Raw genomic sequence first — 26,695 nt, 5'->3', positions numbered from 1 at the left:
TCGAATGGCCGGAAGGGAATAGCCTTGAATGCACTCATTGGCCCTAATGAGGTCTGTTCGTTCGTCCACTCCTTTCTCTAAGCAGCCGTGTTTTTGCTGTCGCGGGGCCCGTTCAATCGATCAGTCCGGGAAGTCAGCGTGCACCTTTCACAGATGAGTAACCACTCGGCCAGCGCACTGGGCAGGGTGACCACTCCGGAGGAGTTCGCCTCGGCGGTGGTGTTCTTCGCCTCTCCCGCCTCACGTGCGATCACCGGCCAGAACCTCATCGTCGACAACGGCCTCGTCATGAACTGAGCCAACCCCGGCATCAGTGGTGGGCGAGGCCGCCTGTCTGCCCGGAGTCAGTGGCACCGGGCTCCAGTGACACCCGGCATCAGGGCCGGCCGGAATCTTGGGCGCGGTCGAGGAAGGCCAGGGCTCGCGAGTAGAGAAGGTCGGCGGCCTCCTCGCGGTAGTCCAGCAGTGTGGGGTCGCTGAACAGGTGCGTGCTGCCGGGATAGAGAAAGTTCGCTGCCTGGGCCTCTGCTCGAGCGACGGACTCCATCAGGGTCTCGATGGTGCCGGGAGTGCGCCACTCGTCGTCGACGGAGAAGTGGATCTGGACCGGGACGTCCCTCTGCCAGCGGGTCGGCTTCGGGAACCCGCCGCCGTGGAAGAGCAGCACGCCGCGTGCTCGCGGATCGTTCTTGCCCATCTGCTGTGCGAGCGCGGCACCGAGGGAGAACCCGCCGAAGACGATCTGATCACCGAGGTCGGCGCAGGCTTTCGTCGCCCGGTCCACCAGCGTTGTGAACCCGACCTCCTGCGAGTGGCCCACCCCCGCCTCGGCGGTGGTGAAGGTTCTGCCGTCGTAGCAATCGGGCGTGTGGACGGTGTGCCCGGCCGCGGTGAAGCGCTCGGCGATGGCGTCCATCCCGGGCGTGCGGCCGAGGGCGGAGTGGAGCAGGACGAGAGTGCTCATGAGCGGTCCTTTCGACAGAGGAATTGGTCCTTTCGACAGGGAAATCGAGCGAAGGCAGGAGAGCAGTCAGCGGCTGTGGCCACGGGGGATGGTGAAGGAATCGGCGCGTGCGGTCGCCCAGTCGGCCGCCCAGTCCTCGGGCGCATCGCCCAGCAGTTCGCCGGGCTTGAGCCAGTCGTAGAGACGGGCATACGACCATGAATCGGACACCGAGACGTTGCGGCGCAGCATCGTCGGCTCCAGGTCCTCCGGGGCGGCCGCGCCCATGGACGCCATGAGGCGGGCCGCCTCGGCGACGACGGCATCGTGATAGTTCTTCACGCGCTCGGACTTGTCGGACACGTCGATGGCCCGCGTTCGCCGGGGATTCTGCGTGGCCACGCCCACCGGGCACTTTCCCGTGTGGCAGGCCTGAGCCTGGATGCAGCCGACGGCCATCATCATCGCGCGCGCCGAATTCGTGAAGTCCGCGCCCTGGATGAGGCGCTTGACGATGTCGGTGCCGGTGGCGATCTTTCCCGAGGCCCCGATCTTGATCTTCGGGCGCAGGCCGGCGCCGACGAGTGCGTTGTGCACGATCATCAGCCCCTGCGTCAGCGGCAGTCCCATGTTGTCCTCGAACTCCAGCGGAGCGGCACCGGTGCCGCCCTCGGAGCCGTCGACGATGATGAAGTCCGGCAGGATCTCGGTCTCGACCATGGCCTTGACGATCGAGAGGAACTCGGTGCGGGAGCCGACGCAGAGCTTGAAGCCTGCAGGTTTGCCTCCCGAGAGTTCGCGCATCGTCCGGATGAACTGGAGCAGCTCGATCGGGGTCGAGAACACGCTGTGACCGGGAGGGCTGATGCACGTCTGACCGACGGGGATGCCGCGGATCTCGGCGATCTCCTCGGTGACCTTGGCTCCCGGCAGGACGCCGCCGATGCCCGGCTTCGCGCCCTGGGAGAGTTTGAGGGAGACCATCTTCACCTGCGGATCCTGCGACTTCTCGGCGAAGACGTCAGGATCGAAGTGGCCGTCGGAGGTGCGGGCGCCGAAGTACGCGGTGCCGAGCTCCCAGATGAGGTCGCCGCCGAATTCGCGGTGGTAGGGAGAGATCGACCCTTCGCCGGTGTCATGGGCGAACCCGCCCATCGCCGCGCCCTTGTTCAGCGCCCGCACGGCGTTGTTGCTCAGCGAACCGAAGCTCATCGCCGAGACGTTGAGCAGCGAGATGTCATACGGCTGGGTGCATTCGTCGCCGCCGATGCGCACGCGCGGCGGGCGAGGAGAGTTGGCGATCGGCAGATTCGAGTGCATGAGCGCTTCGTAGCCGGGCCGGTCGACGTCGTGTTCGGTGCCGAATGCGTGCTCGGAGTGGGTGCCTTTGGCACGTTCGTAGATCGTGGTGCGGGTGTCGCGGTTGAAGGGACGCCCGTCCCAGTTGCGTTCGATGAAGTACTGCTGGATCTCCGGCCGGATCGACTCCAGCAGGAATCGGGCGTGCCCGGCAATGGGGTAGTTGCGCAGGATCGAATGTCGTTTCTGCGTGAGGTCCCACGCTGCGAGTGCACCGAGCCCGAGCGCCGAGGCGGCCGCCGCCCACCCCGCAAAAGCCTTGCCTGTCGAGTCGCCGCCCGCCATCCGGACGGTAGGGAACTGCCGTTTCATCGTGCCTCCTTGAACTGTCCTGTTCCCGAGACTATCCCCAGGGCGCGGGGATTTCAGGAAAGGCAGACCTGAGAAAGCGTTCAGCACCGGGATGAGGAGGTGGGAGAGCCGGGCCGGGCGGTGCAGAATCAGCCGAGACGAGTCAGCAGCGCGAGAATCAGCTCATCGACCTGCATCGAGTAGGCGACGATGATCGTCAGACCCGTCGCGATCCACGCGATCTCCTTGTCCTGGTCGAACCCGCGCAGCGGCCGCGAATCATAGCGAAGTCCGCCGGCGAGGACCGTGACGAGATCGATGATCCACCAGATCCCCAACCCGCCGAGGCTGAGCAGCTTGAGTGCGCCCGTGCGGTATCGCCCGGTGTAGAACCGATCGAGACCGAGGAATCCCAACAAGAGGGACAGGATCCACGTGATGACGAAGGACCGGTTCCCACGCGTTTCGGTGTCGGTGGCACCGGCGTCATCGGCCAGCGGTGAGACGAGCGCTGCGTCGATGGTCGGGGAGGAGGTGGGTGCGGCGCTGGTGGTGTCGGGTGCGTTACCGGCGTCGGATGCGGGGGAGGGCGAGGTCACGGGAATCTCGGTGGTCGCGGACATCCCTGTTCTCCCATTCGCTCAGCTGCGGTGCGTGCGCCGACGAGCGGAGCTCACCGTCGTCTCAAGGTCTGGCTTCAGCCTAGAAGGCGGGGGCCGCCTCGGCGATGGGGTTATCCTCCGCATCCGACCCGGCGGTGTCCGTTCTCACATGGTCCGCACCCCGGAATCGTTTGGGGCAATGCTCTGGACAGGCATAGCGTTGGATTCATGAGCACTGGTGAGCCGAGTCCGACAAGCACTCGGCGAACCGTAGCGGCGGTCTTCCTCGCCGGTGTCTCCGTCTTTCTCGTCCTCTACGAGACCCAGGGGCTGCTTCCGGCCATCCGCGATGCCTACGGCATCGACGGACCGACGGCGAGTCTGACCGTCTCGGCGACGAACGTGGCCATGGCGGTCTTCCTCATCCCGTTCTCGGCCCTGGCTCCGCGCATCGGCCATGCCCGGCAGATCGGCGCGGGCGTCATCGTCGCCGCGATCCTCGCCCTCATCCTGCCTTTCACCCCGACTCCCGAGCTGCTCATCGCCGTCCGGTTCCTCCAGGGGGTGGCGATCGCCTCGGTGCCGGCGACGGCCATGGCCTACCTCTCCCTGCGTCTGCCGCCCCGGGCCCTGCCCGGTGCGATCGGGGTCTACATCGCCGGCAACACGATCGGCGGTCTGTGCTCGCGCCTGCTCACCGGTCTGGCCTCCGAGTTCCTCGGCTGGCACGGTGGCCTGGCCTTCACCGCTGGGATCTCGCTGCTCTTCGGCCTCATCGTCGTCTGGCTGCTGCGCCACGACCTGTTCTCCACCGCACGCAACCGCGCCGCCCATGACCGTGATCCCCGTGCTCACGATACGGATCCCACCCTCGCCGAGGCGGCCGATCCCGAGGGTGAAACCGCCGATCCCGATCGCGGCACGCCCGGATCCGACGATGGGACCACCGAACCCAGCGGTGGCAAGTCCGACCCGGAGCCGCCTCGGCGGGCGATTCCCCTCCGTGGGGGACTGTGGCGGATCTACCTCACCGGATTCCTGTGCATGATCGTCTTCGGCGGATCGTTCACCATGCTCGGCACCCGGCTGCAGCAGGATCCGTGGAACCTCAGCGAGGGCGCGGTCGCCCTGTTCTTCCTCATCTACCTCGTCGGCACTGTCGTGACCACCTACTATGGGCGACTGGCCACGAAATTCTCGCGGACCCGGCTGACGCTCATCGGCATGGTCATCGCGCTCGCCGGCGCGGGCCTGACCCTCGTCGACTCGCTCGTCGTCATCGTCCTCGGCATGTCCCTGCTCACCGCCGGGTTCTTCATCGGACACACCGGCGCCTCCGCGGCCGCCAGCGCCGCCCGCCCCGGGGTCGACTCAACCCGCTCGGCTGCCATCTACCTCACCGTCTACTACCTCGGCACGAGCCTCGGTGCCTGGCTGTCGGCGGTCCTGTTCACCGACTTCGCCTGGCCCGGCGTCGTCGCGATGTGCGCGACCTCCCTCATCGCGGTGCTGGTCTTGACGCTGACCGGAGCTCCGATAGGCTTCAGGAAACGCAACTGATCGATCGTTCAGGGCTGACGGAGTCCCCGCCCGGTCCGGCGGTCATCATCACGCCGATGCCGGAGTCTGCAGACTCCGGCCCGTCACCGAAAGGTCCGCCATGCCCCAGACCGCGAACGAGACCGTCGTCTACAGCCTCAGCGACGGCGTCGCCCACGTCGAGATCGACCGTGCCGAAAAGCTCAACTCCCTGACCCGCGAGGTCTTCGAAGACCTCGTCGAGGCGGGACTGGCGATCAGGGAGTCGACCGAGGTCAAGGCCGTGGTCCTGTCCGGCCGGGGTCGGGCCTTCAGCGCCGGACTCGACTTCACCGAAATGGCCCGGATCGCGAAGTCCGGGGCCGCGACCCGCTCGGCCGCGGAAGAGGAGGGGACTGGCCCGGCCACGGTGGTCCAGGTCGGCACCCGCCTCGGCTCGGCTCGGGCACTGGCACAGAAGGCCGTGCACATCTGGTCGCTCGTCGAGGTGCCGGTCATCGCCGCGGTCCGCGGAGCCGCGCTCGGCGGCGGATTCCAGATCGCCCTCGGCGCGGACATGAGAGTGGCCGCCCCCGATGTGAAGCTCTCCCTCATGGAGCTCAAGTGGGGCATCATCCCCGACATGTGCGGCACCCAGCTGCTGCCGCGCCTCGTCGGACCGGCACAGGCGAAGAAGCTCATCGTCACCGCCGACACGATCGGCGCGGATGAAGCGTTCCGCATCGGCCTCGTCGATGAGGTCGCCGAGGATCCGGTCGCCCGCGCCCTCGAACTCGCCGCGCAGATCGCCGGACAGTCGCGTTCGGCGCTCGTGTGGGCCAAGCGGCTCGTCGATCTCTCCTACGACTCCGATCTCAGCGGCGGGCTCGACGCCGAACAGGAGGCCCTGGCCTCACTGCTCGGCACCGAGGAACAGCAGCAGGTCGTCGCCGAGCGCCTCGCGGCCATGAAGGCACGCGCGAAGGGTTGACCAGAATCGGCCGCAGTGCGGCAGCCCCGGCTCAGGACCCGCGGTTGGAGGGGAAGTCCGGGCGGACGGGATCGATGACCCGCTGCGCTCCGAGCACCTCGGCGACGTTCGCGAACCCGGACAGCTCACGCAGCAGAACGAACGTCGGACGCATGAGCTTGAGCGTCCCCTCACCCTCGGACTCGAGGATTCCGGCGACGGGAAGCCACTCGCTCGTGTGCGCCTCCGTCGTCTGATGATGGGCGGTGGCCAGCTCGTGCGCGGCGGTCACATAGAAGTAGGTGTCGAAGCGCTTGGGCCGACCGATCGGGGTCACCCAGTTCGCCCACGGAACCAGCCCGCCGGGATCGAGCACCGCACCCGTCTCCTCCTCGACCTCGCGCACAGCGGTCGCGAGCAGGACCCGCCACCCTTCGGCCTCCTCGGCGATGGTCGACTGCGACCACGCGGAGGTGTGCACGTGCGGATCGGACGCGGTGATGGTCCGGGAGGACTCCCGGTCGACGGGATCGACTCGTCCGCCGGGGAAGACGACGACGCCGGCCGCGAAGTCCATCGTCGAGACCCGGTGCTGGACGAAGACCTCGAGACCCTCGGCCCCGTCGCGGAGCATGATGACGCTCACGGCGGGCCGAACCGGCACCGCCTCGGGATCGGTGACGTCGGGACCGCGGCTGGCGGCGTCGGCCATGTCCGAACGGTCGGAACCCTCGGGATTGATGTCTCGGATCACTCTCAGCACCCTCGCTCTCGCCTGCACACGTCACCTCCCAGTATGCCCACCCCCGCCTCGGCGAGGGACGGCGGGGCGGTTCCGTTGACGTTTCCCACCTCGGTGCGGGGCGGTCGTGTCGCCTTGCCGCGGGGCTGATCCTTCCACGTTCCCCGACGCGGCGCTGGGCATCCTCGCCGAGGTGGCCCGACAGTGGGAAACGGATGATTTCCATGGTCAGAGGGGATGGCCCCGTGTGAACGGAAGAGACGCCACGATACGATGGGAGGCGAAGCGAGAGCCTCCCGGCGAGGCGCGGAACCCATCCGTTGACGAACCAGGGCGGGGCTGAACGGGCAACTTATGAACAACTTCGGCATCTATCCGTTCATCACGATCGATCAGGCGTGGCCGAACTGGCTGATCTTCGTCCTCCTGCTCATCGACCTCGTGATCCGCATCATCGCGCTCGGGTGGATCCCGCACAACCGCAAGCCCTCGGTCGCGCTCGGCTGGCTGCTGGCGATCTTCCTCATCCCCTATGTGGGCATCCTCGCGTTCCTGCTGCTCGGCTCGGCGAAGCTGCCGAAGCGGCGGCGGGACAAGCAGTCACAGATCAACGACCTCATCCGCGACCAGCTGCGCAACCGGGCGATCCTCGGCGAACACGCACACATGCCCGAGCCGCTGAGCACCGCCGCACAGTTGAACTTCGACCTCGGAGCGCTGCCGATGACCCACGGCAACGCCTTCGACCTGCACGTGGACAACCATGCATGTATGGAAGCGATGGCCGACGCCGTCGACCGGTCGAAGAGCTATGTGCACTTCGAGTTCTATATCGTCGCGATCGACGACACGACGAGGCGGCTGCTCGAATCGCTGCTGGCCGCGCATAAGCGCGGGGTGCGGGTGCGGATACTCATCGATCACGTCGGCTCGTTGGGATACCCGGGCTATTCGGAGCTGGTCAAGCGCCTCGACGTTTCGGGAGTGAGCTGGCGGCGGGCGCTGCCGATTCGGCCTTGGCGAGGCGAGTACCAGCGGCCCGACCTGCGCAATCATCGCAAGATCCTCGTCGTCGACGGAGACGTGGCGTTCACCGGTTCGCAGAACATCATCGACCGCTCCTACAACAAGCGGCGGAATCTGCGGAAGGGCTTCCAATGGAAGGACCTGTCGCTCGAGTGCCGAGGACCGGTCGTCGAGGAGCTCGATGCCGTGTTCGTCACCGACTGGTATTCGGAGACGAACGAGATCATCGACGAACCCGACAGCTTCGACCTCGAGGCACCCGAGTCCGGCGGCATCCAGGCTCAGGTGGTGCCCTCGGGGCCGGGGTTCGAGGACGAGAACAACCTGCGCCTGTTCAACCACCTCATCTACAACGCGAACCGCACCGTCGTCGTGTGCTCCCCGTACTTCGTGCCCGACGAGTCGCTGCTTCACGCCCTGACCACCGAGGCCCGGTCGGGTGTCGATGTGCGCCTGTACGTGGGTGAGACCAGCGACCATTGGCTCACGCACAAGGCCCAGCAGTCCTACTATGACGACCTCGTCCGGGCCGGGGTGCGGATCTTCATGTACCACGCGCCGACGGTGCTGCACTCGAAGTTCCTCATCATCGATGACGAGGTCTCGATCGTCGGCTCCTCGAACATGGACGAGAGGTCGTTCGCGATGAACCTCGAGGCCACGATGTTCATCGTCAACAAGGAGTTCACTCAGCGCATGTACGACCTCGAGGCCGAACGCTACGCCCCGAACTCCGTCGAACTCGACGCCGAGGAATGGGCGAACCGGCCGCTGCTGAGGAAATACGTGGAGAACGTCGCCCGGCTGACGAGTTCGCTGCTGTAGACGCCGGCCGCGCGGCGGGAACGGTCAGGCATGCCGTCACACGGACGGGTGCGCGGGGCGTCGGCGAGGACAGCGAAGGGCGGCGGAACCGAGATCGGTTCCGCCGCCCTTTCACTCTCAAACATTCACAGTCGAATGCGCATCGGCTGCGGCTCAGTCGTCGTCGGAGAGTCCTGCCGGCCCTTCGTCGTCGAGGTGACGCTCGGGGTCACCGATCGAGTCGTTCGCCTTCTCGTGCGCGCTCTTGGACGCGCTCTTCGGAGTGCTCTTCGGAGTGCTCTTCGCTCCGCCCGCCGAGCCGGTCGAACCTGTCGAGGTGCTCTTGGCCGCACCTGCGGATGAGCTCGCAGAGGCGGCCGAACCGTCCTCGTCGCCGTCGAATTCGGAGACGGGGGAGTTCGTTGCCGCTGCGGCGTTGACCTTGTCCGCGGCGGTCTGCACGGCGTCGGCGACGGCCGGGGACTTCTCGCGGATGGACTGGTTGGCCTTATCGACGGTGTCCTGGACACGCGGGTCGGTCCACAGATCCTGAGCCTGCGCCTTGAGCCGTTCATAGCTCTGGCGACCGGTGCGTGATCCGAGAATGAATCCGACTCCGAGACCGGCCAGGAGAATCAATCTCTTCTTCATTGTCTGCTCCTCTTCGCAACTTGCTGTCGCTGTGGCCCGCACTGCTGCGGGACACAGATCCGGACTTCGGTGTGATCAGCGCACGTGCACTGTGTCCTTGCTCACCAGCTTATACCGTGAGGGCTGCGTAAGGCTTGCTGTTAGACACGTCCATGCCGAATCCGCGCTCAACCCACGCTCGGCTGCTGTCTCAACCCACGCTCGGCTGCTGCTGGGTGATGCAGTGGATCCCGCCGCCGCGGGCGTAGAGCTCACGCGCATCGACCCCGACGACCGTCCGCCCGGGGTACACGCGTTCGAGGATCGCGGCCGCCTCGGCGTCCATCGGATCATCGAAGGTGCACGCGATGACTCCGCCGTTCGTCACCAGGTGGTTGACGTAGGAGTAGTCGACCCACCCCTCCTCGTCGCGCAGCACCTCGGGTGCGGGGATCGGCACCACTTCGAAGGGCACACCGTCGGCGGTGGTCTCGGCGGCGAACTGCTCCTTCAGCGCCCGACTGAATTCGAAGTCCGGGTGTTCAGGATTGCGCTGATCGTGGACGAGCACGACTCCGGGGCTGGGCATCGTGGCGACGATGTCGACATGGCCGCGGGTGCCGAAGGTCTGATTGTCCCGGTGCAGTCCGCGGTCGAGCCAGATGACCTTCTTCGCCCCGATCGTGCGTGCGAACTCCGCCTCGACCTCGGCCTCGGTCATTCCCGGATTGCGGCCCGGGTCGAGCTGGACGCTGCGCGTGGCCAGCACTGTGCCCCGGCCGTCGACATGGAATCCTCCGCCTTCGTTGCGCAGCTGCGAGTCGATGACGGGAGTCCCGGCGAGCTCCGCGACGAATCGTCCGACGTGCTCATCGTGGTCCCACTTCGCCCACTCCTGCGCACCCCAGCCGTTGAACACCCAGTCCACAGCGCGCAGCCCGCCCTCGTCGTCGACGACGAAACTCGGCCCGATGTCGCGCATCCACGCATCGTCGAGATCGGCAGTGACGATCTCGATCGGATGATTCGTCCCCTCGCCGAGGTGTCGCTTGGCCTGGTCCGCCTGTGCACTCGTGACGACGAGCGTAACGGGGGTGAACTCGCTCGTGGCACGGGCGACGGCCGCCCAGGTGGCGCGGGCCGCCTCGGCCTCGGCCTCCGTATCGCCGAGTGCGTAGCCGGAGGACGGGAACGCCATCCAGACGCGGTCCTGGGCGGCGGTCTCGGCAGGCATGTGCACGGTCATCATCGGTCCCTTCGACGGTGGAGCTTGGCTCGAGTCTAGCGATTTCGCAGCGTTCGGGCGCGACGGATTCCGTACCTCCGCCCGGTGCCGCACATCCGCCGAAGCACAGTGCCGAGACCGGGGCAGTGGGCGTGTTCGGGAGTCCGTATAGTCTGGCGTGGAGTCAATGACCTGGCGCGCAGCCAGTGTTCGCAGGTGCCGAAGGAGGCAGGAAGTGGAAGAGCAGGATCAGCACGAGTCGTTCGGCCGGCAGGGGACGGGTCCGCTGGCCGGAACGCTCGTCGCCGACTTCTCCCGGGTGCTCGCCGGGCCCTACGCGACGATGATGCTCGCGGACCTCGGGGCCACGGTCATCAAGGTGGAGGGCAAGACCGGGGACGACACACGGCACTGGGCGCCGCCTCGGCGAGGGGACGATGCCACGTACTTCCTCACGGCGAATCGGAACAAGCATTCGGTCGTGCTCGACTTCAAGGACGACGACGATCTCGCATTCGCACAGCAGCTGGCGGCACGCTCCGACGTCCTCGTCGAGAACTTCAAGGCTGGGGGACTGGCGAAGTACGGCCTCGACTACGACACGGTCTCAGCCGTCAATCCGGGCATCGTCTACGCGTCGGTGACCGGGTTCGGCCGGGACAATCCGATGCCCGGGTACGACCTGCTCATCCAGGGCCTGTCCGGGTTCATGTCCGTCACCGGTTCGACGGAATCGGGCCCGGTCAAGGCTGGTGTCGCCGTCGTCGACGTGATCACCGGACTGCACACGGCGGTCGGCATCCTCGGTGCGCTGAACCACCGGAAGGACACCGGTTTCGGCCAACTCGTCGAGACGAACCTGCTCTCCTCGGCGCTGTCGGGTCTGGCGAATCAGACCTCGGCATATGTGGCCGGCGGAGTGGTGCCGCAGGCGATGGGCAACGAACATCCGAGCCTCTACCCGTACCAGCCGATGCCCACTGCCGAGGGCCAGATCATCATCGCCTGTGGCAACGACAAACAGTTCGTCCGCCTCGCCGAGGTGCTCGGCCACCCCGAATGGGCCGAGGACGAGCGGTTCGCGAACTTCGCCGACCGCAACGTCCACCGAGCCGAGCTCGAGCCCGGGCTGATCGCGGCGCTGAGTGAGAAGACGAACCAGGAGTGGTTCGACATCCTCGCCGAGGCGGGGCTGCCCTGCGCACCGATCAACTCGATCGCCGAAGGCGTGGACCTGGCATCGTCGCTGGGGCTCGACCCCGTCGCCGAGGCGGGTGCCGGCGACCGTGTCATCCCCACCGTCGCCAACCCGATCCGACTCTCGCAGACGCCCGCCAGCTATGAGCTGGCGCCGCCGCGTCTGGGGGAGAGCACCGAGGCGGTCAAGGGCTGGCTGCGCTCGCTGCGGTAAGGCTGCTTGGCGCCCTGGGCGGTGCGGAAGAACGGGTCCGGCGAGGTGGTGGAATGATCGTTCGACCAGGGATTCTGCCGCAGTCATCAGGGCAGAGATGTCCGCCGAGCAGGGCAATCATAGCCACGGCTGAAGTACCCTAATGACTGTGTGCCGTCACCACGGGCGTCGGAAAGCGGCCCGGACGGGCCCCTGATCCGGTGCCGGCACGAGTATTCGCTTAAGAGAATTTGGAACCGAGATGGACAACAAGCCGACCGAGGACACGCCTCGGCCACGTTCGGCGGTGAAGCGGACCCTGATGGTGATCGCCATGGCGATCACCGGCTTCCACCTCTTCGCCAGCTTCCTGTGGATCGCCCCCTCCTCGACGTTGAGAGAGGTCATACCCGGAGACCTGCTGTCGAAGTACATGATCCCGATGTGGGGCCAGTCCTGGAGCGTGTTCGCACCCGAGCCGATCAACGGCGACTACTACTTCGATGTCCGTGCGGTGATCAAGACCGATAAGGGCGAGGAGATCACCCAGTGGGTCAGGGCCACCGACGTCGAGCTCGACCACTCGACGTACAAGCTGTTCCCGCCGCGGTCGGCAGGGCTGGGCATCGGTGTGGCCTCGGACATCAAAGGCTCGTGGGAGGACCTGCCCGACGATCAGAAGGCGATCGTCAAGCTCGACTACTTCAAGGGCGATGACTCGGTCGACCGGTTGGAGACGAAGCTGGGGGAGTACGACGATCCGAAGAACACGGTGTCGTCCTACCTCGAGAGCGAGCACACCGCCACGGCCTATGCGACGCAGGTGGCGAAGGCGATCTGGGGTGATGACGTGCAGCGAGTGCAGTATCAGGCGGCCCGCCGGAACGTCGTGCCCTTCGCCGACCGCAACGACAAGAACGCCGAACGTCCGGACATCCAGCCGGTGCCGGTGGGATGGCGTGCGCTGGTGACCGAGAAGCATCAGTCCCAAGAGGAGTTCACGAAGTACTTCTGCTCCTCCGACGAAGTGAGGTGCGTCGGTGAACAGTGACAAGACGACCCCGAAGGACGGGGCAGGGAAGGTGCCGATCTACGAGGAGGACACGGCCACCTCGGCGAGAGGGCGGGCGAAGGACTCTGCGGTGCGCGATGACGGAACGGTCCACGGTGACGACGCGGTGCGTGACTCTGCGGTGCGCGATGACGGAACGGCCGCCTCGGCGCGGGATCACGGTGACGACGGAGTCGGCGCGGTCGGGCTCGTTCCGCTGACGACGCTCGTGCGGACGAAGATCGCGAACGGCTGGAATTGGCTCGAGGAGATGCTCACCGGCCGCTATCACGCGACCTACGGGCTCGCGGTGACGCGGATCCTTATTGGGATCACCGGCCTCGGCCTCATCCTCACGAACTTCAACGCACGGCACTACACGTTCGGCGTGGGGGCGGCCTGGAACGGTGAGATCGCCGAACCCAAGAGCGACTTCCCGAACATCTGGCTCTTCTCCCTCTTCCACCGGGCGGTGACGGTGCCGCCGCTGTTCACGGCGATGATGCTCGGTCTGGCGGTCCTGGCCGTGGTCATCATCCTCGGGTGGCGGACGCGGATCGTCCTGCCGTTCTACCTCGTGCTGTGGGTGAGCTTCATCGAGCTCAACGACGGGGCCGGCGACCAGGGCGACAACGCCTACCGCATGTTCATGATCGCCCTCCTCTTCGCCGATACGACCCGGAGGTGGTCGCTCGATGCCAGGCGGCGGGCACGGGCCGGGCGGGACCCCGAGGCCGACGGAGGCTCGTGGCGGTGGGCGCTGATCATGGCGAACAACCTCGCCATCGTCGTCCTCGCCTTCCAGGTATGTGCGATCTACATGTCCGGCGGCCTGTACAAGGCCGGCGGCAGCGCATGGCAGCACGGCTTCGCCGTCTACAACCCGCTGCACACGCAGCAGTTCGGGACATGGCCGGTGCTCTCCGACCTGATGACGGCGTGGGGGCCGATGGTGGTCGCGATCTCGTGGGGGTCGATCCTCTTCCAGTGCGCGTTCCCCTTCATGCTCTTCAACCGCTACACCCGGATCGTCGCGCTGCTCGGCATCCTGTCCTTCCACCTCGGCATCGCGCTGCTCATGGGCCTGCCGTGGTTCTCCCTGACGATGATCGCCGTCGACGCGATCTTCATCCGCGACCGGTCATTCGCGAAGCTTGCCGCCTATCTCAGGCACTGGTGGACGTCGACCTCGCCGCGGGCCGCGGGTGGAGCCGCGGGTGCTCCCGGTGCAAAGGCGGGTTCCGGTGCGAAGGCGGGTTCCGCTTCAAAGGCGGCCGGAAAAGCCGTGGGCGGTTCCGGCGCGAAGGGCGGTTCCGGTGCGAAGGCGGGTGGGAAGTCGAGTTCCGCAGCGAAGTCGCGCGCCTGAGCCGTCTCCTTTCGCTGAGCAGATTCCGGTTCTCCACACCCTGCGCTGGGCAGCCCAGTTCCGAAACTGGGCTGCCCAGCGCAGAGTGTGCCCCGGAGCGTTACCGCTTCGGGCGCAGCTCCAGGCCTCGGGTCTCGGGGTCCTCGGGCAGGTCGACCACGACGGTGTCACCGTCCTGGATATCACCGGCCAGCAGCGCGCGGGCCAGCTTGTCGCCGATCTCGCGCTGGACCAGCCTGCGCAGCGGCCTGGCACCGAATGCCGGGTCGTAGCCTTCGAGGGCCAACCAGTCTTCGGCACCCTGCGTGACCTCGAGCGAGATCCTGCGATCGGAGAGCCTGCGCGCCATGTGCTGGATCTGCAGGTCGACGATCGAGGCGAGCTCGTCCTTGCCGAGGGCGTCGAAGAGCACGATGTCGTCGAGGCGGTTGAGGAACTCCGGCTTGAACGTCGCGTGCACGACATCCATGACCTTCTCCCGCTGCTCCGCATCGGACAATGACGTGTCGACGAGGAACTGCGAACCGAGGTTCGAAGTCAGGATCAGGATGGTGTTCCTGAAGTCGACCGTGCGACCCTGACCATCGGTGAGCCGACCGTCATCGAGGACCTGCAGCAGGATGTCGAAGACACTCGGGTGCGCCTTCTCCACCTCGTCGAGCAGGACCACCGAATAGGGCCGACGGCGGACCGCCTCGGTGAGCTGACCGCCCTCGTCGTAGCCGACGTAGCCGGGAGGAGCACCGACGAGGCGGGACACGGTGTGCTTCTCACCGTATTCGCTCATGTCGATCCTGATCAGGGCCTTCTCATCGTCGAAGAGGAAGTCCGCCAGCGACTTCGCGAGCTCCGTCTTACCCACACCGGTGGGTCCGAGGAACAGGAACGAACCCGTCGGACGATCCGGATCGGCGACACCCGCACGCGAACGGCGGATGGCGTCGGAGACCGCGGCGACGGCGTCCTTCTGACCGATGAGACGCTCACCGAGGACGTTCTCCGCCCCGAGCAGCTTCTCGATCTCACCCTGCATGAGTCGTCCCGCAGGGATGCCGGTCCACGACGAGACCACCTCGGCGATGTCGTTGCCGGAGACCTTGTCCGAGACCATCGGATCCGAGGTCTGACCGGCCTCGGCCTGAGCCTCTTCGGCTTCGGCCTCGGCGATCTCCTTCTGCACGGCGGGGATCTCCCCGTAGAGCAGACGGGACGCGGTCTCGAGGTCCGTGTCGCGCTGAGCTCTCTCGGCCGCCGACCGCAGCTCGTCGAGCTTCGTCTTCAGCTCACCGACCCGGTTGAGCCCGGCGCGCTGAGACTCCCAGGTCGCTTCGAGGGCGCGCAGCTCCTCCTCCTTGTCGGCGAGGTCGGCACGCAGAGCGCTGAGGCGTTCGACCGAGGCGGAGTCGGTCTCCTTCGCCAGCGCCATGTCCTCCATCTTCAGGCGGTCGACGGCACGACGGAGCTCATCGATCTCGACCGGAGCCGAATCGATCTCCATCCGCAGTCTGGACGCCGCCTCGTCGACGAGGTCGATGGCCTTGTCCGGCAGCTGCCGACCGGTGATGTACCGGTTCGACATGGTGGCCGCGGCGACCAGGGCGCCGTCGTTGATCGAGACCTTGTGGTGGGCTTCGTAGCGTTCCTTGAGTCCACGGAGGATCGCGATCGTGTCCTCGACGCTGGGCTCACCGACGAACACCTGCTGGAACCGGCGCTCGAGGGCAGGATCCTTCTCGATGTTCTCGCGGTACTCGTCGAGGGTGGTGGCGCCGATCAGGCGCAGCTCACCGCGGGCGAGCATCGGCTTGAGCATGTTGCCCGCGTCCATCGACGAATCGCCGCCGGCGCCGGCACCGACGATCGTGTGGAGCTCGTCGATGAAGGTGATGATCTGCCCGTCGGCGTTCTTGATCTCCTCGAGCACGGCCTTGAGCCGCTCCTCGAACTCACCGCGGTACTTCGCACCGGCGACCATCGCCGAGAGGTCGAGGCTGATGAGCGTCTTGTCCCGCAGCGATTCGGGAACGTCGCCGGCGACGATCCGCTGGGCCAGGCCTTCGACGACGGCGGTCTTGCCGACACCGGGCTCGCCGATGAGGACAGGGTTGTTCTTCGTCCTGCGCGAAAGCACCTGGACGACGCGGCGCACCTCCTTGTCGCGACCGATCACCGGGTCGAGCTTGCCTTCCCGTGCGGTGGCGGTGAGGTCGACGCCGAACTTCTCCAGCGACTGCATCGTCTCCTCGGGGTTCTCCGAGGTGACCTTCTTGCCTCCGCGCAGTTCGGGCAGCGCCGCGAGCAGCGCATCGCGTCCGGCTCCTGACTCACGCAGCGCATCGCCGGCGCCGTCCTTGCCGGCGGCGGCAGCCAGCAGCAGGTGCTCGGTGGAGACGAACTGATCGCCGAGGGCGGTCATCTCCTCCTGCGCGAGGTTCATCATCTCGAGTCCGGACCGAGACAGGCCCGGCTGGCTGACCGAAGAACCGCTGACGGTGGGGAATCCGCCGATCACGGCCTCGATCGCGGTGAGCACCGACTGCGGGTCGGCACCGACCTTCGTCAGCAGGGCCGAGGCCAGGGAGTCGGGCTGTTTGAGCAGCGCGGCGACGAGGTGGGCCGGTTCGATCTGGTTGTTGTGCCGGGCGACGACGTCGTTGACCGCAGTCTGCAGCGCCTCCCGGGATTTGGTTGTCATCTGAGCGTCCATTTACGCATCTCCTTCTCAAAGTTCTGTGCTGATTACAGCTCTCGAAAAGAACAACATCGACAAAGTTGAGTCTATTCCACTCAACTTTGATTCCGAAGCAGAATTTCGAGGAGATCCCCCGCCGAGGCGGCTCGCAGTCTCGCACGGACGCGGACCCTGGCGCGGACCCGGACAGAACCCGGGCGCGGACCCGGGCGCGGACCCGAGTGCGGGCCCTGGCGCGGGTGCGGGCGCTCGTCCGCCCCGCACCTACCGCACGAGCACGGACTGGAGGTCGAAGCGGCGGAGGACCTTGTCGGCGATCTCCGGATCGGTGCCTCGCTCGCGGCGGGCCCGGAGCACCTCGGCGCGGGCGGACTGCATCGCCTTCTTCTGCACCGTGAGCATCTGCTCCCGGTGCTCCTTGAACGCGGTCGCCTGTTCGGAACTCGCTTGGTCATCCGTCGTGCCGAGCAGCTGAGCGTGGAGGGTCTTGAACCGGGCGCGGAGGGGTTCGGCCACCTCGTCGGGGAGGCTGTCATCGTTCTTGATCTGTCGGATCGCGGCCTTGTAGGCACGCAGTGCGATGTCCTTCGTTGCTTGGTGTTCCCGCTCCGCCTCGTCGTCGATGCCGAGGCCGTCGACGACGGCGGGGAAGGTCAGCCCCGCCAGGACGAGGGTGACGAGCAGGATGATGGCGGCAGCGACGAGGATGTAGGACCGTCCGGGGAAGATCTCTCCGGTGTCGGTGGTCGCCGGAATCGACAGGGCCAGGGCGATCGTGGCGAGTCCGCGCATTCCGCCCCAGGTCATCAGCGTGGCATCGCGGAGGTTGAGCGGGGCGGCATCCGGGTCGTCCTCGGTGTGCCGACGGCTGAGGATGGTGCCGAGCAGCAGCCAGCCGAAGCGGACGCCGATGATGACCACGGCGATGATGAGGCCGACGATGATGGCCCGGCCCAGGTCGGCGTGCTCGGACTCGACGACCATGCGCAGGTCGAGGCCGATGAGCCCGAAGGCGATGCCGGTGATGAGCATCTCGAGGACCTGCCACGTCGAGTTCTGGGTGACGCGTTCGGCCGAGTTGCCCTCGACGTCGCGGCGGCGCATCTCGAGGGCGGCGACGACGACGGCGATGACTCCGCTGGCGTGGAAGTGTTCGGCGATGAGGTAGACGCCGAAGGGCAACATGAGCATGAGCGAGGAGCGCGCGATCGTGTGGTCGATCTTCTCCATCACCCACGACACGACGAAGGACACGAGGAGGCCGACGAGGATGGCGATGACGGCGGAGACGAGGAAGGAGATCGCGAGCTGACCGTAGTCCACCTCGGTGCCGGCCATCGCCGCGGCCATCGCGGTTTGGAAGATGACGAGGGAGGCGGCGTCGTTGAACAGTCCCTCCGACTGCAGGGTCGACATGATCCGGCGCGGGATCGAGACGGTTCCGGCGACGGCGTCGACGGCCACCGGATCGGGTGGGGCGAGCATCGCACCCAGGGCGATGGCCGCGGCGATCGTGATCCCGGGGATGAGGAGGAGGGCCGAGCCGGCGACGGCGGCCACGGTCACCCCGACCAGGGCCACGGCCATGCCGAGGATCGTCCGCCATCGGATGGCGAACAGCGCCCACGAGGTCTTCTGCGCCGCGGCGAAGAGCAGCGGCGGCAGGAACAGGGGCAGGATGAGCTCGGGTTCGATGGTGATCTCGGCGAAGGTGGGGATGAAGGCGCCGGCGATGCCGATGAGGACCATGAGCGCAGGCCACGGGAGTTTGAGCTTCTGCCCGAGCCCGACCACGACCGAGGTCGCGGCACCGAATCCGATGATCATCAGCAGAGTGGTCATGGTTCTCTCCCTCGCGTCGGGCCCTGCCGACCTGGGGATGAGATCGGTCGCGGGCGGAAAGGCGACACAGCAACTGCTCCGGACGTGTGATCTTTGACAGAATGTGACTATGTCCGAATCAATTGTATTCGCGCCGGCAGACGACGGAGTCGCGACCGTGACGATCAATGAACCGAACACGCGCAACGCCCTGTCCCTGTCCGTGATGAATGACCTCATCGACACCTTCGCCGAGGTGGCCCGCCGCACCGATGTGCGTGCCGTCGTGTTGTCGACCTCTGGCCATGTGTTCAGTTCCGGTCATAACCTGGGGGAGATCCGCGGAGCGGATCTCGAGACGCAGCAGGAGATCTTCGACGCCTGTTCGCGTCTGATGCAGATCATCCAGCACATCCCGCAGCCGGTCATCGCGCAGGTGCAGGGAGTGGCGACGGCGGCCGGGTGCCAGCTCGTGGCCACCTGCGATCTGGCGGTGGCGGCCGCCTCGGCGAGGTTTGCGACACCGGGGGTGAAGATCGGTCTGTTCTGTTCGACGCCGATGGTGGCGCTGTCCCGTGCGGTGCCGGCGAAGACGGCGATGCGGATGCTGCTGACCGGGGACTTCGTCTCCGCCGAGGATGCGCTGCGGTTCGGACTCGTCTCCGACGTCGTGGCTGATGACGAACTCGGAACCGCCACGCTCGACCTCGCACGGAATGTCGCGGCCGCCTCGTCGGCCACGGTCGCGATCGGCAAGGCCGCGTTCTACGAGCAGTGCGAACTGCCGGTGGCCGAGGCGTATGCGCGGATGTCCGAGGTGATGGCGCACAACGCGGTTGCGGCCGATGCGCAGGAGGGGATCGACGCGTTCCTGACCAAACGGGAGCCGCGGTGGCGCCACCGCGAGTAGACTGAGGAATCGCAGAATGCGCTGATGAGGACGGGAGTGGTTTCGACGTGGCAGTGATAGTGACGGGAGCCAGCGGCTTCATCGGCGGTGCCATCGCTCGTGCGCTCGCCGACCGGGACGAGACCGTCTACGCCCTTGGGCGCCGGGACCCGGAGATTCCGGGAGTGAACTTCCAGCAGTGGGACATCACCGAACCCGCTCCGCAGGCTGTGACCTCGCTGGCGGCGAAGACCACGGCGGTTTTCCACTGCGCCGGCATCGCGTCAGTCAGCGCCGATGACGACGTCCTCTACGAGGTGAAGGTGACGGGCACCCGCCACGTCCTCGACGCGTTCCCGAAGGCACGCATCGTCCACCTGTCGTCGACGACGGTGTACTCCTCTGCGGCGCCGCATGCCGAACTCTGGGAGGAGGCCGGTCCGAAAGATCCGACCGAGTTCGCCGATGCGTACTCGCGCACCCATGCCCTGGCCGAGCAGCTCATCGCTCGCATCCGACCCGACGCCGCGATCCTCAGGTCCGCAGCCGTCTACGGGCCGGGAGAGACGATGCTCATGCCGTTTCTGCGCGGTCTGGCGAAGAAGGGCGTGCTGCGTCTGCCCGGAGGCGGACGACAGAAGATCACACTGACACATGTCGACAATGTCGTGCGTGCCGCGCTCTCCTGCCTCGACGTGCCCTCGGCCGCTGGACCGTTCAACATCGGGGACCCCACCCCGTACCGGCTCAAGGATGCCATCGTCACGCACTTCGCCCGGATGGGCTATGAGCAGGTCGTCATCGAAGGCGTGGCGAAGGACAAGGCGCTGGTGGCGGCGAAGCTCGGGCTCAAGGTCAAGGGCATGTTCAAGCGCGGGGATCGTGCGAAGCTCTTCCTCGTCGAGTACCTGCAGTCAGACCGGACGTACAACCTCTCACGTCAGCAGCGGGTGCTCGGGATCTCGACGACGCAGCACCTCATCCCCTCCCGGTTCCAGTAAGGGGCCCTCGCGGGGCTGGGGAGCCGGGGGTCCGGGCGGTCGACGAAACTCACCGCTTCAAGCCGTGCTGGGCGGCGACGATCGTCGACATGAGTCTGCGTGGAAGCACCCTTTTGAGCAGGAACGGCAGCGGAGCGCGGCTGCCGACGGCGTAGAACTCCCGCGGCCTGGGCGAGACGATGGCGTCGGTGATCGTGGCGGCGACCTTCTCGGGTGGAATCCCGTTCCGCTCATTGGCATCGAGGTGGTCGAGCATCGTGGCGACGTCCTCTGCGTAGGGCGAACCCTCCTCAAGGTACTTCGTCCGTCGCAACCCGATGCCCGTGGCGATCGAGCCGGGTTCGACGGTGCTCACCCACACACGGAAGGGTGAGAGCTCCTGCCGGGCGGCCGTGGCGAAACCCCGCAGCGCGGCCTTCGCCGCCGAGTACGAACTGCGGTGGGCGAGCGGGAAGCTCGCGAGCATCGAGCCGACCATGATGATGCGTCCCGATCGGCGGCGTCGCATCCCGGGCAGCACGAGCTGGCTCAGTCGCACAGGGCCGAATACGTTGGTCCGGAACAGACGCTCGATCGCCTCGGGCGGCAGCTCTTCGAAGGGACCGGACTGGCTCTCCCCGGCATTGTTGACAAGCACATCGATCTCGCCGAGCATGCCCAGCTCATCGAGCTCCTCGGCCAGTGCCTCCGGGCCGCGCGGATCGGCCAGGTCGAGGGTGAGGTACCGGACTCCGACGACCTTGTCCGTCGGGGACAGGCGATGAGGATTGCGACTGGTCGTCAGCACCGTGCAGCCCTTCGCGGCCAAGGCTTCGACGAGTGCCCTGCCGATGCCCGAGGTGCCGCCGGTGATGAGGACGGTGAGAGCGGCTGGCTTGGTACTCAAGCTTCTCCTCGCGATCCGCTTCCGGCCGTGCCGTTGCCGGCTGCCCCGACTGACCCGCCGGCTCCGGTGGACCCGCCACCGGCCGCTACCGCACGACCCGCGCGCAGCCCCGAGAAGATGCACCCGCCGAGGAACGTTCCCTCGAGCGCGTTGTAGCCGTGCATGCCGCCACCGCCGAAGCCCGTGACCTCGCCGGCAGCATAGAGCCCGGGAATCGGCGTGCCGTCACCGTGACGGCGACCGTCCGCGCCGATGACCTGCCCGTCGAGGTTCGTCTCCAATCCGCCGAGCGTCTTGCGCGAGAGCAGGCTCAGCCGCACCGCGATGAGCGGCCCATGATCCGGGTCGAGGATCTTGTGGGGTTTGACCGCCCGAACGATCTTGTCGCCGAGGTAGGCCCGCGCATTGTGGATCGCCTGCACCTGAGCGTCCTTGGAGAACGCGTGCTCGGTCTGCCGATCCCGCTGGACGACCTGTGCGACGAGGTGATCGTGGTCGATGACGGGCCCGCGGGAGCGTTCGTTCATTCCCGCCACGAGGTCCTCGGTGGTCTCGGCAACGACGAAATCGGACCCGTACTTCTTGAACGCCTCGATCGGCGCAGGGGCATCGGAGGACCGCACCCGGTCGAGCGTGATCCGGATGTCCTTCTCCGTGATGTCCGGGTTCTGCTCCGAGCCCGAGAGCGCGAACTCCTTGCGGATGATCGACTCGTTGAGCACGAACCACGAATAGTCGTATCCGGTCGCCAGGATCGTCTTCATCGTCCGGTTCGTGTCGAACCCCGGATAGTTCGGCGCCGGGAACCGGTTGCCCTCGGCATCGAACCACATCGACGACGGCCCGGGAATGATGCGGATCCCGTGGCCCGGCCAGATCGGATTCCAGTTCTCGATGCCCTCCGTGTACGCCCAGATCCGGTCCCGATTGATCAGGGAAGCCCCGGCTTCTTCGGAGATGGCGAGCATCCGTCCGTCCACGTGGGCGGGAACTCCGGCGAGCATCGTGTCGGGGAACTCGCCGAGGCGGTCGATCGGCCAGTACTTCTTCATGAGGTCGAAATTGTGCCCGATCCCGCCGCTGGTGACGATGACGGCTGGGGAGCGGTACTCGAAGTCCGCGGCCTCGTCCCGGTTCGACTCCACCCCGCGCGCTGTGGGGGAGGGCGCGAGCACGCGCCCGCGGACACCGATGACGGCACCATCGTCGGTGATGAGTTGGTCGACACGATGACGGAACCCGAACTCGACGAGCCCGGCAGCCTCGGCGGCTTCGACGGGTTCGCGGAAGACGCGGACCACCTCGGGGCCGGTGCCCCACGTGAGATGGAAGCGGGGGACGGAATTGCCGTGCTCGCCCGACCCGGAGCCGCCGCGTTCGGCCCAGCCGACGATCGGGGTCAGGCGCAGGCCCAGGTCACGCAGGTACTGGCGCTTCTCGCCGGCCGCGAAATCGAGGTACGCCTCCGCCCATTTCCGCGGCCAGTGATCGTCCTCCCGGTCGAATCCCGCCGAGGTGGCCCAGTCGCTGCGTGCGAGTTCGAGCGAATCGCGCACCCGCAGTCGCCGCTGTTCGGGGGAGTCGATGAGGAAGAGACCGCCGAGGGACCAGAACGCCTGCCCGCCGAGGTTCGCCCGGTTCTCCTGGTCGAGGATGAGCACGCGCTTGCCGGCCTGGGTGAGTTCATAGGCGGCGACGAGTCCGGCGAGTCCGGCCCCGACGATGATCGCATCGGGTGCGGGCGCGGAAGAAGTGTCCCTGCCGCGGGCAGGATTGTTGTTCTCGGACTTCTCGCTGCTGGGGACACTCATCGTCGACTCCTCTGTCGCCTCCGTCGGCCGGTGAACCGACGTTCAGTGGGTACAGAATGCCAAAAACAGGCTGGATTCTGGCAATCTGCGCACACTTACTTTCCAGTAGGCTTCAGTATCGCAGATTCGTCGGCGGCAGGGGCGAACTGCGGCCGGGGACGCAACCGCCAGGGGCGAATCACGGCCGGGGACGCAACCGCCAGGGGCGAATCACGGCCGGGGACGCAACCGCCAGGGGCGAATCAGGGCCGGGGCGGCAGTCAGGGACGGAGCAGCGTAGCGCGGACAGACGAATCAACGGCGCGGCGAAGCGCGTGGTTGCGGAGGCCGTCGCAGCCCACCCCGCTAGTCCCGGCAGCCGAAGCACTCAGTCGCCGAGGGACGACCTCAGCCAGTCGGCGGCTGCGGCGAAGGACTCGTCCGTCGTCGTCGGGTCGACCGGTGCCACCGTGCCGTCGGAGCTCGGATAGCTGCCGAGGAACGAGAGTTTGAGCGTAGCCCGGTGGACGCCCTGAAGCGCCTCGGCCATGCGCGCCTCGTGGATGTGCCCGAGCAGGTCGATCGAGAACTGGTAGAGCCCCAGACCGTCCCCGGTCGGACGGGATTCGATGCGGGACATGTTGATGCCGCGGCTGGAGAACTGCTCGAGCACCTCGAGCAGCGAACCGGCCCGGTCGGAACGCAGCGCCGCGACGATCGTCGTCTTGTCCGCGCCGGTCGGTGCAGGAATCGGGCCGGGACGGGTGACGACGACGAAGCGGGTCACCGCATCCTGGCGATCGCCGATGTCCTCGGCGATGACATCGAGGCCGTAGCGCTGCGCAGCCAAAGCCGGGCACACGGCGGCGATGTGGTCGCCGGCATCATTGGCCAGGTCACGGGCCGCAGCGGCCGTCGACGAGGTCGGCAGGTACACAGCATCGGGATAGTGCTCCGACATGAAGGCTCGCACCTGCGCCTCACCGTGCGGGTGAGAGCCGAAGGAGGTGACCTCCTCCTTCGTCGTCCCCGGCTTCACGGCGAGGACGAAGCGGACGGGCACGACCACCTCGGCGATGATCTGCAGGCGACCATGCTCGGTCAGGGCATCGATCGTCGCCGGCACCCCGCCCTCGACGGAGTTCTCGATCGGGACGACAGCGGCATCGCAATCGCCCTCGAGGACGGCATCGAGTGCGGAGGGGGCGTTGCGCATCGGCTCGATCGACGCGGTCTCACGCAGGCCCCGGGAGTCGAGGAACGTCAACAGGGCAGCCTCGGTGAAGGTGGCCTCCGGGCCGAGGTATCCGAAACGCTGCAGAGTCATCGGCGGGTCTCCTTCTTCGCATCGGCGGGACCGCCGTTCCGCTTGTCCCGCAGACGACTGTCCCGCAGCCGGCGGACCTGGCGGACCGCGATCGCGCGGGCGACGTCGCGGTACTGGGCGGCGCGGTGCAGCTGGGCCTTGAGGTCCTTCCCGGTGACCCGGTGGTGAAGGTCGCATTCGACCTCGTCCACGCGCAGCCCGGCGTTGACGACGTCGATGGTCATGGCCGCTTCGACACCCCATCCGGCGGCGAACGGCAGGGCCGCGTCGAAGGCCTGCCGGGAGAGGCAGCGCATGCCCGACAGGGGCTGGGTCGCCTCGAAGCCGGAGAGTTCGGCGATGCCCTTCTTCGCGAGCCCCACGACGAATCCGAATCCCCCGCCCCTGCGCTTCTGCGCGGGCAGGATCGCGATCGTCATGTCCGCCTCGCCCGCCAGCACGGGAGCGGCCAAGGGGGCGGTGTTCACGGCTGAGTCCTCGAGGTCGCCGTCGATGAACAGCAGCGCCCGATGGGTCGGTTCGACGCCGGGATCGGCGTCGGAGATCTCCCGATTGCGCAGGGCGAAGGCCCCGGTCATCATGGCCTGGGCCTTGCCCTTGTTCTTCGGGTGGGTGATCACCTCGGCGCCGGCCCGACGGGCCAGGGGGCCTGTGTCGTCGTTCGACCCGTCGTCGACGACGATGACCATGTCGACCCCGGGGATCCGCTTGGCCGCAGCCACGGTGGCGCCGATGCGGTCGGCTTCGTTCATCGCGGGGATGATGGCGGCGACCGCCTGGGGTGCCGACATCAGTGGATGGTCAGCTGGCGGGACACGATGCCCGAGCGGACGCGGCGGGCCTCGGTGCTCATCGGCTCGGTCGTGCTCAGTGCCTCGTCGAGACGCTTGCCGAAGGCGGCGATGGGCTCTTCGACGTCGTCGACCTGAGTGCCGAACTCGAGCTCCCACACCGGGATGATGATGCCGTGGGCACGGAAGTAGCCGAGGAAGGAGCCGATGCCGCCGAGGTCGTTGGCGTTCTCGGCCTGCAGCCGGGCCATCGCGTCGACGACGCGGTCCTCACCCTCGGAGCGGGCCCAGCGGACATAGGTGCGGCCGGACATCTCGGTCCAGTAGGCGGAGTCGACGGAGGCGAGCTTCTCGGTCGGGGCGACGGAGTCGTTGGCCTGCTGGAGGGCGGTGCCGACCTCGGGGTCGGTCTCGGCCTCGGGCAGGGCCCAGTAGTCGAAGGTCTCGGCCACGCGGACGCCGAACGGGTGGGAGGTGTCGAGGATGTCCTGCAGCCTGGGTCCCTCGCCGGGTTCGGTCGTCGCTTCGATCGAGGTGCCCGGCTCCGCCTCGGCGGCGGCGAGGATGCCGCGGGCGACGTCGCGGGAGGCGTCCGTCGAGGACACGGGCACCTGCATGCCGGCGAGGATCTCACCGTCGTCGCGGCGCCAGGCCTGCCAGGCGGCGGGCAGAAGGGAGGTGATGGTGACCTCGTGGCCGCCGTACTGCTCGGTCAGCTTCGCGGTCGCGGTGGCCGCGGGCACGAGTTCGCGCAGGCAGATGAGGTCGGCCTCGAACGGCAGGTCCGCAAACGGCCTGGCGACGAAGGCCGTGGCCTGCGCCCGGGCGAGGCGTTTGGCGATGAGTTCTTCCTTGGAGCGCTTCGACTTCTTTCCCATGGGAGTCAAGTCTAGTCGGTGTGGCGGCGGTGCCCGCATCGTCGACCGCGTGGTGGCATCATAGCTTCGTGACCAGCATGCGACCATCATTCGCCGAACGCGACGCGTACCGTTCGGCGCTGTCCCAGGCCTTCGCCGACGGGCGGATCGAGGAGGACGAGTTCTCCCGCCGATCGACTCCGACCGATTCTGCCGCGACGGATTCTGCCGCGGGTGGGGACCAAACCGTGCCCACGGAACTCGTGCAGGTGGAGAACCGGCGCGCGGACACGGTCCCCTCTGCGGTCGAGCACGCGGCTGGACTCGGGGTGACGATGGTCGGAAGGATCTTCGGCGGGGGAGACGACTTCACGGTCAGCGGCACGGACAAGAAGGACCAGTGGATGGGCGTGGACTTTCGGAAGAACTCGCGCCCGACGATCGCCTTTGAGGACGAGTTCGATACCTCGGGCAAATGGATCAGACCCGATGACTTTCCGGACGTCGACGTCGCCAAGCTCTACCGTGAGGTGAAGTCGGAACTCGCTGGAGACAAGAAGAGCCACCAGCTCGACATCGGCGACGCCACGTTCTCCCAGCGGTGGCTGATCACGATCTCGGACGGGTCGGCGTACTTCTCGTGGACTCTCGACGGTCTCAAGCGTGTCACGACCCGCTGACCTGCAGTCTTCTTCAACTCTCGCCCTTCGAGTCGGCCGTCGCA

General features: G+C 67.0%; 22 protein-coding genes and 1 pseudogene. 10 read left to right on the top strand and 13 right to left on the bottom strand.

Translation table 11 applies throughout. The features are described 5' to 3' along the window. Positions 1–165 precede the first annotated feature (165 nt). Positions 166–297 (top strand): annotated as a pseudogene (locus tag J9314_RS17550) (SDR family oxidoreductase); the annotation flags it as partial. Between the two features lie 79 nt (positions 298–376). Here J9314_RS17550 and J9314_RS17545 read toward each other — a convergent pair. From J9314_RS17545 to J9314_RS17535, 3 genes are all read right to left on the bottom strand, one after another. Then, positions 377–964 (bottom strand): dienelactone hydrolase family protein, encoded by a 588-nt coding sequence (locus tag J9314_RS17545; protein WP_210603589.1) that lies wholly within the window; start codon positions 962–964, stop codon positions 377–379. A 66-nt stretch (positions 965–1,030) separates the two neighbouring features. Continuing rightward, positions 1,031–2,614, bottom strand: coding sequence for an FMN-binding glutamate synthase family protein (locus tag J9314_RS17540; RefSeq protein ID WP_210603588.1), 1,584 nt, complete (start codon positions 2,612–2,614; stop codon positions 1,031–1,033). 128 nt (positions 2,615–2,742) lie between these two features. Then, complete coding sequence (locus J9314_RS17535; RefSeq protein ID WP_210603587.1) at positions 2,743–3,216, bottom strand: NINE protein; 474 nt, start codon at positions 3,214–3,216, stop codon at positions 2,743–2,745. Positions 3,217–3,423: 207 nt separating this feature from the next. On the opposite strand from J9314_RS17535, the gene J9314_RS17530 reads away from it, so the two are divergent. Together J9314_RS17530 and J9314_RS17525 are read left to right on the top strand one after the other, a co-directional pair. Continuing rightward, positions 3,424–4,755: an MFS transporter gene (locus J9314_RS17530; RefSeq protein WP_210603586.1), complete on the top strand. Its 1,332-nt coding sequence runs from the start codon at positions 3,424–3,426 to the stop codon at positions 4,753–4,755. 100 nt (positions 4,756–4,855) lie between these two features. Further along, the gene (locus J9314_RS17525; RefSeq protein ID WP_210603585.1) at positions 4,856–5,704 is read left to right on the top strand and encodes an enoyl-CoA hydratase-related protein; all 849 of its coding nucleotides are present in this window, start codon (positions 4,856–4,858) and stop codon (positions 5,702–5,704) included. 31 nt (positions 5,705–5,735) lie between these two features. Here J9314_RS17525 and J9314_RS17520 read toward each other — a convergent pair whose 3' ends face one another. Next, on the bottom strand, positions 5,736–6,437 hold the full coding sequence (locus tag J9314_RS17520; RefSeq protein WP_246490484.1) for an NUDIX hydrolase: 702 nt from the start codon (positions 6,435–6,437) through the stop codon (positions 5,736–5,738). 342 nt (positions 6,438–6,779) lie between these two features. Between J9314_RS17520 and cls the strand changes: the two genes are divergently transcribed. Continuing rightward, a complete protein-coding gene (gene cls, locus J9314_RS17515) occupies positions 6,780–8,276 on the top strand; it encodes a cardiolipin synthase (RefSeq protein ID WP_210603584.1) in 1,497 nt (498 codons plus the stop codon). A gap of 153 nt (positions 8,277–8,429) precedes the next feature. On the opposite strand, the gene J9314_RS17510 is transcribed toward cls, so the two are convergent. Then, positions 8,430–8,906, bottom strand: coding sequence for a hypothetical protein (locus J9314_RS17510; protein ID WP_210603583.1), 477 nt, complete (start codon positions 8,904–8,906; stop codon positions 8,430–8,432). Positions 8,907–9,096: 190 nt separating this feature from the next. Further along, a complete protein-coding gene (locus J9314_RS17505) occupies positions 9,097–10,134 on the bottom strand; it encodes an agmatine deiminase family protein (protein ID WP_425514169.1) in 1,038 nt (345 codons plus the stop codon). 211 nt (positions 10,135–10,345) lie between these two features. Between J9314_RS17505 and J9314_RS17500 the strand changes: the two genes are divergently transcribed. The 3 genes from J9314_RS17500 (at position 10,346) to J9314_RS17490 (ending at position 13,917) form a co-directional block, all read left to right on the top strand. Beyond that, positions 10,346–11,521: a CaiB/BaiF CoA transferase family protein gene (locus J9314_RS17500; protein WP_246490482.1), complete on the top strand. Its 1,176-nt coding sequence runs from the start codon at positions 10,346–10,348 to the stop codon at positions 11,519–11,521. A gap of 241 nt (positions 11,522–11,762) precedes the next feature. Beyond that, positions 11,763–12,551 carry a DUF5819 family protein gene (locus J9314_RS17495; RefSeq protein WP_210603581.1) on the top strand — a complete coding sequence of 263 codons (789 nt, stop codon included), beginning with the start codon at positions 11,763–11,765 and terminating at the stop codon, positions 12,549–12,551. Then, entirely contained in the window at positions 12,541–13,917 is a 1,377-nt protein-coding gene (locus J9314_RS17490; protein WP_246490481.1) for an HTTM domain-containing protein, read from the top strand. The genes J9314_RS17495 and J9314_RS17490 overlap by 11 nt, the downstream gene beginning before the upstream one ends. Positions 13,918–14,017: 100 nt before the next feature. Here the strand turns inward: J9314_RS17490 and clpB are convergent, their stop codons facing one another. Together clpB and J9314_RS17480 are read right to left on the bottom strand one after the other, a co-directional pair. After that, positions 14,018–16,624 carry an ATP-dependent chaperone ClpB gene (gene clpB / locus J9314_RS17485; RefSeq protein ID WP_210603580.1) on the bottom strand — a complete coding sequence of 869 codons (2,607 nt, stop codon included), beginning with the start codon at positions 16,622–16,624 and terminating at the stop codon, positions 14,018–14,020. Positions 16,625–16,873: 249 nt separating this feature from the next. Then, complete coding sequence (locus J9314_RS17480) at positions 16,874–18,451, bottom strand: Na+/H+ antiporter (RefSeq protein WP_210603579.1); 1,578 nt, start codon at positions 18,449–18,451, stop codon at positions 16,874–16,876. Positions 18,452–18,560: 109 nt separating this feature from the next. On the opposite strand from J9314_RS17480, the gene J9314_RS17475 reads away from it, so the two are divergent. Continuing rightward, on the top strand, positions 18,561–19,340 hold the full coding sequence (locus J9314_RS17475) for an enoyl-CoA hydratase (RefSeq protein ID WP_210603578.1): 780 nt from the start codon (positions 18,561–18,563) through the stop codon (positions 19,338–19,340). Positions 19,341–19,387: 47 nt separating this feature from the next. Beyond that, positions 19,388–20,320 carry an NAD-dependent epimerase/dehydratase family protein gene (locus tag J9314_RS17470; protein ID WP_210603577.1) on the top strand — a complete coding sequence of 311 codons (933 nt, stop codon included), beginning with the start codon at positions 19,388–19,390 and terminating at the stop codon, positions 20,318–20,320. 49 nt (positions 20,321–20,369) lie between these two features. Here J9314_RS17470 and J9314_RS17465 read toward each other — a convergent pair whose 3' ends face one another. The 5 genes from J9314_RS17465 to J9314_RS17445 form a co-directional block, all read right to left on the bottom strand. Beyond that, positions 20,370–21,206, bottom strand: a complete 837-nt coding sequence (locus tag J9314_RS17465) for an SDR family oxidoreductase (protein ID WP_210603576.1) — start codon at positions 21,204–21,206, stop codon at positions 20,370–20,372. After that, positions 21,203–23,017 carry an FAD-binding dehydrogenase gene (locus tag J9314_RS17460; RefSeq protein WP_210603575.1) on the bottom strand — a complete coding sequence of 605 codons (1,815 nt, stop codon included), beginning with the start codon at positions 23,015–23,017 and terminating at the stop codon, positions 21,203–21,205. Before J9314_RS17460 ends, J9314_RS17465 begins: the two co-directional genes overlap by 4 nt. Before the next feature lie 367 nt (positions 23,018–23,384). Continuing rightward, complete coding sequence (pheA, locus tag J9314_RS17455; RefSeq protein WP_181275042.1) at positions 23,385–24,323, bottom strand: prephenate dehydratase; 939 nt, start codon at positions 24,321–24,323, stop codon at positions 23,385–23,387. Continuing rightward, the gene (locus tag J9314_RS17450) at positions 24,320–25,114 is read right to left on the bottom strand and encodes a glycosyltransferase family 2 protein (RefSeq protein WP_210603574.1); all 795 of its coding nucleotides are present in this window, start codon (positions 25,112–25,114) and stop codon (positions 24,320–24,322) included. Before J9314_RS17450 ends, pheA begins: the two co-directional genes overlap by 4 nt. Beyond that, entirely contained in the window at positions 25,114–25,992 is an 879-nt protein-coding gene (locus J9314_RS17445) for a DUF5926 family protein (protein ID WP_210603573.1), read from the bottom strand. Before J9314_RS17445 ends, J9314_RS17450 begins: the two co-directional genes overlap by 1 nt. 77 nt (positions 25,993–26,069) lie before the next feature. On the opposite strand from J9314_RS17445, the gene J9314_RS17440 reads away from it, so the two are divergent. Further along, positions 26,070–26,651 (top strand): DUF1707 SHOCT-like domain-containing protein, encoded by a 582-nt coding sequence (locus J9314_RS17440; RefSeq protein WP_281412385.1) that lies wholly within the window; start codon positions 26,070–26,072, stop codon positions 26,649–26,651. Positions 26,652–26,695: the final 44 nt, after the last annotated feature.

This window comes from Brevibacterium oceani (assembly GCF_017948325.1).
Taxonomy (GTDB): domain Bacteria; phylum Actinomycetota; class Actinomycetes; order Actinomycetales; family Brevibacteriaceae; genus Brevibacterium; species Brevibacterium oceani.
This window is presented reverse-complemented; position numbering and strand designations above follow the sequence as displayed.

What these genes read in the sequence shown, in the direction of transcription:
- J9314_RS17460 (WP_210603575.1), bottom strand. Translation starts at nt 23,017, where the DNA reads ATGAGTGTCCCCAGCAGCGAGAAGTCCGAGAACAACAATCCTGCCCGC.
- J9314_RS17510 (WP_210603583.1), bottom strand. Translation starts at nt 8,906, where the DNA reads ATGAAGAAGAGATTGATTCTCCTGGCCGGTCTCGGAGTCGGATTCATT.
- J9314_RS17505 (WP_425514169.1), bottom strand. Translation starts at nt 10,134, where the DNA reads ATGATGACCGTGCACATGCCTGCCGAGACCGCCGCCCAGGACCGCGTC.
- J9314_RS17540 (WP_210603588.1), bottom strand. Translation starts at nt 2,614, where the DNA reads ATGAAACGGCAGTTCCCTACCGTCCGGATGGCGGGCGGCGACTCGACA.
- J9314_RS17445 (WP_210603573.1), bottom strand. Translation starts at nt 25,992, where the DNA reads ATGGGAAAGAAGTCGAAGCGCTCCAAGGAAGAACTCATCGCCAAACGC.
- pheA (WP_181275042.1), bottom strand. Translation starts at nt 24,323, where the DNA reads ATGACTCTGCAGCGTTTCGGATACCTCGGCCCGGAGGCCACCTTCACC.
- J9314_RS17440 (WP_281412385.1), top strand. Translation starts at nt 26,070, where the DNA reads ATGCGACCATCATTCGCCGAACGCGACGCGTACCGTTCGGCGCTGTCC.
- J9314_RS17535 (WP_210603587.1), bottom strand. Translation starts at nt 3,216, where the DNA reads ATGTCCGCGACCACCGAGATTCCCGTGACCTCGCCCTCCCCCGCATCC.
- cls (WP_210603584.1), top strand. Translation starts at nt 6,780, where the DNA reads ATGAACAACTTCGGCATCTATCCGTTCATCACGATCGATCAGGCGTGG.
- J9314_RS17495 (WP_210603581.1), top strand. Translation starts at nt 11,763, where the DNA reads ATGGACAACAAGCCGACCGAGGACACGCCTCGGCCACGTTCGGCGGTG.
- J9314_RS17475 (WP_210603578.1), top strand. Translation starts at nt 18,561, where the DNA reads ATGTCCGAATCAATTGTATTCGCGCCGGCAGACGACGGAGTCGCGACC.
- J9314_RS17525 (WP_210603585.1), top strand. Translation starts at nt 4,856, where the DNA reads ATGCCCCAGACCGCGAACGAGACCGTCGTCTACAGCCTCAGCGACGGC.
- J9314_RS17450 (WP_210603574.1), bottom strand. Translation starts at nt 25,114, where the DNA reads ATGTCGGCACCCCAGGCGGTCGCCGCCATCATCCCCGCGATGAACGAA.
- J9314_RS17530 (WP_210603586.1), top strand. Translation starts at nt 3,424, where the DNA reads ATGAGCACTGGTGAGCCGAGTCCGACAAGCACTCGGCGAACCGTAGCG.
- J9314_RS17480 (WP_210603579.1), bottom strand. Translation starts at nt 18,451, where the DNA reads ATGACCACTCTGCTGATGATCATCGGATTCGGTGCCGCGACCTCGGTC.
- J9314_RS17545 (WP_210603589.1), bottom strand. Translation starts at nt 964, where the DNA reads ATGAGCACTCTCGTCCTGCTCCACTCCGCCCTCGGCCGCACGCCCGGG.
- clpB (WP_210603580.1), bottom strand. Translation starts at nt 16,624, where the DNA reads ATGGACGCTCAGATGACAACCAAATCCCGGGAGGCGCTGCAGACTGCG.